The sequence below is a fragment of the Pseudoalteromonas sp. BSi20495 genome (genome assembly GCF_000241185.1).
GTDB lineage: Bacteria > Pseudomonadota > Gammaproteobacteria > Enterobacterales > Alteromonadaceae > Pseudoalteromonas > Pseudoalteromonas fuliginea.
In genome coordinates this window covers 1-7,095 of sequence record NZ_BADY01000170.1, presented here as the reverse complement: position 1 = coordinate 7,095, position 7,095 = coordinate 1, and the positions used below count along the sequence as shown (strand labels likewise).

Annotated in this window: 7 protein-coding genes and 3 tRNA genes; 5 read left to right on the top strand and 5 right to left on the bottom strand. The window is 38.9% G+C overall.

Annotated elements, in window-relative coordinates; translation table 11 throughout:
* Positions 1-26: 26 nt before the first annotated feature.
* The 3 genes from P20495_RS01655 to P20495_RS01665 form a co-directional block, all read right to left on the bottom strand.
* Positions 27-102: transfer RNA gene (locus tag P20495_RS01655), tRNA-His, on the bottom strand.
* Positions 103-124: 22 nt separating this feature from the next.
* Positions 125-201 (bottom strand) — tRNA-Arg (locus P20495_RS01660).
* Positions 202-258: 57 nt separating this feature from the next.
* Positions 259-335 (bottom strand) — tRNA-Pro (locus tag P20495_RS01665).
* Between the two features lie 352 nt (positions 336-687).
* On the opposite strand from P20495_RS01665, the gene folD reads away from it, so the two are divergent.
* Complete coding sequence (gene folD, locus P20495_RS01670; RefSeq protein ID WP_002958348.1) at positions 688-1,542, top strand: bifunctional methylenetetrahydrofolate dehydrogenase/methenyltetrahydrofolate cyclohydrolase FolD; 855 nt, start codon at positions 688-690, stop codon at positions 1,540-1,542.
* 72 nt (positions 1,543-1,614) lie between these two features.
* Here the strand turns inward: folD and cysS are convergent, their stop codons facing one another.
* Positions 1,615-2,994: a cysteine--tRNA ligase gene (cysS, locus tag P20495_RS01675; RefSeq protein WP_007580933.1), complete on the bottom strand. Its 1,380-nt coding sequence runs from the start codon at positions 2,992-2,994 to the stop codon at positions 1,615-1,617.
* Between the two features lie 155 nt (positions 2,995-3,149).
* On the opposite strand from cysS, the gene P20495_RS01680 reads away from it, so the two are divergent.
* The 3 genes from P20495_RS01680 to P20495_RS01690 all read left to right on the top strand — a co-directional run bounded on the left by P20495_RS01680 (position 3,150) and on the right by P20495_RS01690 (position 5,306).
* Positions 3,150-3,641 carry a peptidylprolyl isomerase gene (locus tag P20495_RS01680; RefSeq protein WP_007580931.1) on the top strand — a complete coding sequence of 164 codons (492 nt, stop codon included), beginning with the start codon at positions 3,150-3,152 and terminating at the stop codon, positions 3,639-3,641.
* Positions 3,642-3,728: 87 nt separating this feature from the next.
* The gene (locus P20495_RS01685) at positions 3,729-4,466 is read left to right on the top strand and encodes a UDP-2,3-diacylglucosamine diphosphatase (protein ID WP_008139050.1); all 738 of its coding nucleotides are present in this window, start codon (positions 3,729-3,731) and stop codon (positions 4,464-4,466) included.
* 54 nt (positions 4,467-4,520) lie between these two features.
* Complete coding sequence (locus tag P20495_RS01690) at positions 4,521-5,306, top strand: ABC transporter substrate-binding protein (protein WP_008139049.1); 786 nt, start codon at positions 4,521-4,523, stop codon at positions 5,304-5,306.
* Here P20495_RS01690 and miaE read toward each other — a convergent pair.
* Complete coding sequence (gene miaE / locus P20495_RS01695) at positions 5,303-6,070, bottom strand: tRNA isopentenyl-2-thiomethyl-A-37 hydroxylase MiaE (RefSeq protein WP_008139048.1); 768 nt, start codon at positions 6,068-6,070, stop codon at positions 5,303-5,305. The two genes, P20495_RS01690 and miaE, sit on opposite strands and share 4 nt — an antisense overlap.
* 206 nt (positions 6,071-6,276) lie before the next feature.
* On the opposite strand from miaE, the gene P20495_RS01700 reads away from it, so the two are divergent.
* Positions 6,277-6,876: a Yip1 family protein gene (locus P20495_RS01700; RefSeq protein WP_007580923.1), complete on the top strand. Its 600-nt coding sequence runs from the start codon at positions 6,277-6,279 to the stop codon at positions 6,874-6,876.
* Positions 6,877-7,095: the final 219 nt, after the last annotated feature.

Genomic DNA, 7,095 nt, shown 5'->3' with positions numbered 1-7,095 from the left:
CGCTAATCGCCGATATTCGTTGTAAATGGGGTGACTGATGGGGCTCGAACCCACGACAACCGGAATCACAATCCGGGGCTCTACCAACTGAGCTACAATCACCGCTATATTTACATGTTTCAAATGGTGCACCCAGAAGGATTCGAACCTTCGACCCACGCCTTAGAAGGGCGTTGCTCTATCCAGCTGAGCTATGGGCGCATCGAAAACTTCGTAGTTTACCAATAAGCTATTCGATTATAATAAATTATAAAAAAATGGTCGGCGATGCAGGATTTGAACCTGCGACCCCTTGGACCCAAACCAAGTGCGCTACCAAACTGCGCTAATCGCCGATACTTACTATTGTTTGCGAGTGACCTCGTTGACAACGGGGTGCATAATAGTGATTTGACGGGGTTAGGTCAAACGTTTTTTTAATAAAACCAATCAAGTGCTCATTTTTAGTGCACAATGGTTAAATATTACAATAGTAGGCTGAAATTCAAACTATTTAATAACTCAAATGTTATATACATTAAAAGCAACTTGGCGCTGCTATGCTTTTCTGCGAAAATAGTAGGCACATTATAAAACGAGTTAAATAAAGAGTACGTTTTCTTTATTAGCATTTTTACCCCTATTTTATTATGCATTCGTTTTTAGAGTATCGGTATCTAGTTAATTAACCCCAATTAAAGGTCACCCATGACGGCAAACATCATTGATGGTAAGGCAATCGCAAAACAAGTACGTAGCGCTGTAGCAGAACGCGTAAGTGAACGTGTAGCAAATGGTTTACGTGCACCAGGACTTGCAGTAGTACTTGTTGGACTTGATCCAGCAAGCCAAGTTTATGTTGGTTCAAAACGTAAAGCCTGTGAAGAAGTAGGTTTTATCTCCAAATCATTTGATTTACCAGCAGACACGCAAGAGCAAACTCTTTTAGATTTAATTGACGAGCTAAATAATGATGCCGAAGTTGATGGAATTTTAGTGCAGTTACCACTGCCCAAAGGTCTTGATGCTGAAAAGATTTTAGAACGTATTACCCCACATAAAGATGTTGATGGATTTCATCCATATAACATTGGCCGATTAGCACAACGTATGCCTGCTCTTCGCCCATGTACGCCAAAAGGTATTATTACATTACTTGATTCTACGGGCGTACGTTATAAAGGTATGCATGCAGTTGTCGTTGGCGCATCAAATATTGTGGGTCGTCCAATGTCGTTAGAGCTTTTATTAGCCGGTTGTACAACCACAGTATGCCATAAGTTTACTCAAGACTTAGAAACGCATGTTCGCCGCGCTGACTTATTAGTTGTGGCTGTCGGTAAACCTGAATTTATACCTGGAGATTGGATAAAAGAAGGCGCTATAGTCATCGATGTAGGCATTAACCGTTTAGATACGGGTAAATTAGTCGGTGATGTTCAATACAGTGTGGCTGAACAAAAAGCGCATTTTATTACACCTGTACCAGGTGGCGTTGGCCCGATGACGGTCGCGAGCTTAATTGAAAACACACTTGAAGCGTGTGAGAAATATCACAGCTAAGCTGTTAAAAAATCAAAAAAGGGTTGCCATTTGGCAACCCTTTTTTAGTTGAACGTGAATTACTTTAAACGCTTACGCTTTACGCCACGTTGTTTTACCGGCTGAATCTTCAAGTATTACACCTAACGCATTAAGCGCATCACGTGCTTCATCAGCAGCAGCCCAGTTTTTACTCGCACGTGCTTCATTACGTTTTACAATTAATGCTTCAATTGTCGCAACTTCGTCGTCATCTTGCCCGCCTTGTAAAAAGGCTTCCGGTGCTTGTTGAGCAACACCTAAAACGTTACCAATACTGCGTAATATAAACGCAAGTTGCCCAGCTTGAACTGCGTCACTTTCTTTTACGCGGTTTAATTCTTTAGCAAGTTCGAACAACACAGGTAGTGCTTCTGGTGTATTAAAGTCGTCATTCATTGCTTTTCTAAATTTAGCAACAAACTCATTACCTTCTAAATCGCACTCTACCGGTTCGACATCACGAAGCGCTGTATAAATGCGCTCAAGTGATGAACGCGCTTGGTCTAAATTTTCTTGTGAGTAATTTAGTTGGCTGCGGTAATGACCTGAAATTAAAAAGTAACGAACAGATTCAGGATCGTATGCTTTTAAAACTTCACGCACTGTAAAGAAGTTATCTAACGACTTAGACATTTTTTCTTTGTTTACTTGAACCATGCCAGTATGTATCCATGTATTTACATACTTGCCGTTGTTTGCACAGCACGATTGGGCAATTTCGTTTTCATGATGTGGAAACTGTAAATCAGACCCCCCACCGTGAATATCAAAATGCTCACCTAAGTGCTTTGAGCTCATTGCCGAACATTCAATATGCCAACCCGGACGCCCTTCACCCCAAGGTGATGACCATGATGGTTCACCTGCTTTTGCTTTTTTCCATAACACAAAATCAAGTGGATCGTCTTTATCTTGCGCTACTTCAACGCGAGAGCCTGATTGCAACATAGTCAAATCTTGCTGAGAAAGTGCACCGTATTGCTCAAACGTTGATACATCAAACAAAACATCGCCGTCGGCTGCGACATAGGCATGGCCTTTTTCAATCAAGCGCTTAACCATAACGATAATTTCATCCATATGGCTTGTAACTGTTGGTTCAATATCTGGGCGTAACATATTTAGGCTATCAAAATCTTCATGCATCGCTTTAGTCATGCGCACAGTTAAGTCGTTTATTGACTCACCATTTTCGTTCGCACGTTTAATTATTTTATCGTCGATATCTGTAATGTTACGTACATATTTCAAATCGTAACCAATATGGCGTAAGTAGCGCACAATAACGTCAAAACCTACAAAAGTACGAGCGTGTCCAATATGGCAGTAATCATAAATGGTGATACCACACACATACATGTCGATTTTTCCTTCGACCATAGGTTTAAATTGCTCTTTTTGTCGCGTGAGTGTGTTGTATATATTTACCATTTACTTTGAGTCCTTGACTATTTACTTGAACAGTTATGTTACCACTTGAAAAGCCCCTGCTCTAGCGCTTTATAACAAACCAAACATCTACTTTGTTAATCTTAGCCAACTACGATAAAATAGCGCCAATATTTAAACCGGATATAGGAAAACACATGGTTGTTCTACACACTAATTTTGGTGACATCACCATTAAAATGTTTGAGCAAGAAGCTCCAAACACAGTTAAAAACTTTTTAGAGTATGCAAATGCTGATTTTTTCAACGGCACTATCTTTCATCGTGTAATCGATGGTTTTATGGTTCAAGGCGGTGGTTTTGTTCCAGGTATGGAACAAAAAGAAGTAAACGACCCAATTCAGAATGAAGCGAATAATGGCCTGTCTAATAAAGTAGGCACTTTAGCTATGGCACGTACACCTGATCCTCATTCAGCTACAGCACAGTTTTTCATTAACGTGAACAACAACGACTTTTTAAACCACAGCAGCGAAACATCGCAAGGTTGGGGTTATTGTGTTTTTGCTGAAGTAGTAGAAGGCATGGACGTAGTAAATAAGATTAAAGCAGTTGCAACAGGTAGTACTGGTTTTCACCAAGACGTACCTCTTGAAGATGTGATCATCGAAAGCGTTACTGTTAACTAGTAACGTTTACTCATATTATGTGAGTATATAAGCGGGTGTGTACTATTAGTATATGCCCGTTTTTTTAAAACTAGAATAGACTGACCTATGACTCGCCAAACTTACTTTATTGCAGATTTACACCTAAGTGAAAACCGCCCCGACATTAGCGCTGCATTTTTTGACTTTTTAAATACACATATATTAAATAAAGATGTAGATGCACTTTATATTTTGGGTGATTTTTTTGAAGTATGGGTTGGAGATGACTACATTACTGCACTGAGTGCCGATGTAGCAAAACATTTAAGCGCCGTTAATGATGGTGGCACACCTGTTTATTTTATTCATGGCAATCGTGATTTCATTATGCGCAAGCAATATGCCGACATGGCCGCAATGACATTACTCGATGAACAAACAGTCATTGATTTATATGGCACGCCTACCGTTATTTTACATGGCGACGAAATGTGCACTCAAGACACTGAATATCAAAACTTTCGTAAAAAGAGCCGTGGTTGGTGGTGGCCAAAATTGATGCTTGCAATGCCACTTTGGTATCGTAAAAAAATAGCGCGTAATGCCCGCGAAAAAAGTAAGTTAAGCCAAGTTGATAAACCTATCGAAATTTTAGACGTTGTCGATGAGGCTGTACTTGCCACCTTTGCCAAACATAACGTTACGAATATGATTCATGGTCATACTCATCGCCCTAATGTTCATACGTATAAAGTTAATGAACAAACACTTACTCGCACAGTGCTAGGTGACTGGTATACCCAAGGCTCTTATTTCGTGGTCACCCCCAAATCACAAGAGTTAATCAACACGCCTTTCGCATAATTTCGAATTCTGACTACTCTTGTTCAGTAAAGTTTAATAAAAGTGAGGGGCTAAATGATAAAGCTGATAATTTTCATCCTAGTGACTGTTATTCCAACAAAGGCATTATGCGAGCAAACATGGCAAATTGTTACTGAGAACTTTCCCCCATACTTTAGTAATGACTTACCTAAAAACGGCTGGCTCTATGAGATAACCCGCGCGGCCCTTATAACACAAGGTATTAATAGTGAAATAGAATTTACCACATGGGATCGCGCTTTAAAATTATTAGAAAAAAAGAGAAAAACAGCTATTTTAGGCGCTTTTTATTCTGCAAAGCGGAATGAGGTTTTTTATTATTCTCGTCCACTTGCACGTGCCCACACTGGAATTTTTAAACGAAAAGAAAGTACAATTAATTTTGATGGCACCACTCAATCATTAGTACCTTATAGTATTGGTAAAGAAGATAGCGCTTTTATAAGCCAAGAATTCACTAGAAACACCGAATTGGCAATCACGTCCACTAAAAGCCTCCCTACTAGCTTATACTTACTGCAACAAGGGCGTATTGATCTGGTCGCAGGCACTAAAGAGGTTGGCAAGTATTGGCTTGAGTACAGTACAGAAGTTAATTTAGATAAGAATAAAATTGAGTACTTGTTACCCGATCTTGCTACTCACAAGTTATATTTAGTTGTTTCTCAATCAAACTATAGAGCTAAAGAATATTTACAAAAGTTTAATAGGGGGATTGATGCAATAGTAGAAAATGGAAGTATTGCTGATATTATGAAAAAACATAATTTCAGCAATCAGAAAATAGCAGAATATATTAATTTTTTAAAAGAAAATTAGCTTTGCGCTATTGGAACACCGCTGTGAAATTTAAAATCAGTATCGGTTGTCGAAATTAACTCTTTTTCTTTTTCACCAAAAAAGTTTACGCGATCGGTAATATCAAAATCAGCAATTTCTTGCGCTAGAGTTAAATAATCTTGGTAATGACGCGCTTCTGAACGTAACAACGAAATATAAAAATCACCTAAACGTTTGTCAACATGCGGTGCAAGCTTTGCAAAACGCTCACACGAACGCGCCTCAATATAAGCGCCTACTATTAGCTTATCGACTAATGCATCGGGCTCGAACGTTTTAACATGACGGAGCATGCCTTTTGCGTAACGACATGGTGTAATACTTTGATACTCAACACCGTACTCGTCCATAATTTCGAGCACTTGATAAAAGTGATGCAGCTCTTCTTTTATCAGCAAAACCATTTTATCGATTAGACCTTGCCCGTATGGAGAACTCGATTTAGGAATTATTGATTTAGTGAGCTTATTTTTAGCAGCCAGATCGCGCCAATTCCCTTCTCGTTTGTAAATAAGCGTTTCAAATGGCTTTAGCCACTCGAGTAATGCATCACTACCCTCTTTATCTACCGCGTATTTACGTATTAAAAACATCGCACTTTGAGCTGCTTTTAATTCACAAATTAAGTGATCTATTAAAATGACTGATAAGTTTTCTTTTTTAATTGCTTGCTCCACCCATTGCTCTGGGGTGGTACACAATAAAAAGTTATTAATCGGCTCTAAAAGTTGGCTATGTGGCACGTTGACTGCTCATTACTAAATAAATTTGATAGACCGTTATTTTAACACGAAATTTTGCTTGGGATAAATCAAAGCCCTTATCTGCGTCTAAATGTTAATAACGAGTTAACTTGACTTTGCAAAATAAGTGAACCATAACTGTACATAGACTGTATAAAAATAAACCAACCAAAACAATAATACGTTCCTTTTATGGAGTAAGTACTATGATACTAAATCACCTCTGGGGCATTTATGCTCACCCACTTGAAGAATGGCAAACAATAGATAATCGCCATGAAAGTTTAACCTATAGTTTGTCGCATATTTTACTGATTGCTTTATTTCCTTCAATAATGGGCTACTACTCATCTGTTTATTTAGGATGGAGTATAGGTGCAGGCAATCCCGTATTTTTAACGCACGATAGTGCACTGCTAATTGCAGGTGCAATGTATTTTGCTTTAATAGCGGGTGTTTTTGCATTGGCGTATTTAGCCCATTGGATGGCGGTTACATTTGGCTCTAAACCTACATTTACACAAACACTTGAACTTGCAGCATATACTGCAACACCAGTGTTTATGTCGGCACTCGCCGCTTTTTGGCCTGTACTTTGGTTTGTAGTGTGTATTGGAATTATTGCACTGGCTTACTCGGTTTATTTACTCTACACCGGCGTACCAATACTTATGCATATCCCAGAAGAGCGTGGCTTTATTTACGCCAGCTCGGTAGTAACGTGTGGATTAATATTACTGGTTATTATTTTAGCTGTAACAGCTATGCTTTGGACAAATGGGATTGTTAGCCCAATGTTTACTTAATAAAGTTTACCTAATAGAGAGTCGTGTTTGATAGAAATGTTCCCTTTCTTTCCTTCGCAAAAAAGGAGCTAATTAGCTTAATGCCAGTCAGTTAACAGCTGACTGGCGTTTTTTATTGGGGTATTTACTGGGTTTTGGTTTCACACATCTCGGATACGCCCGCTCCTGTTTTATCGGTAATATGTGATGTTCAACTTGAGCTTGTAATTGCTCTATTAA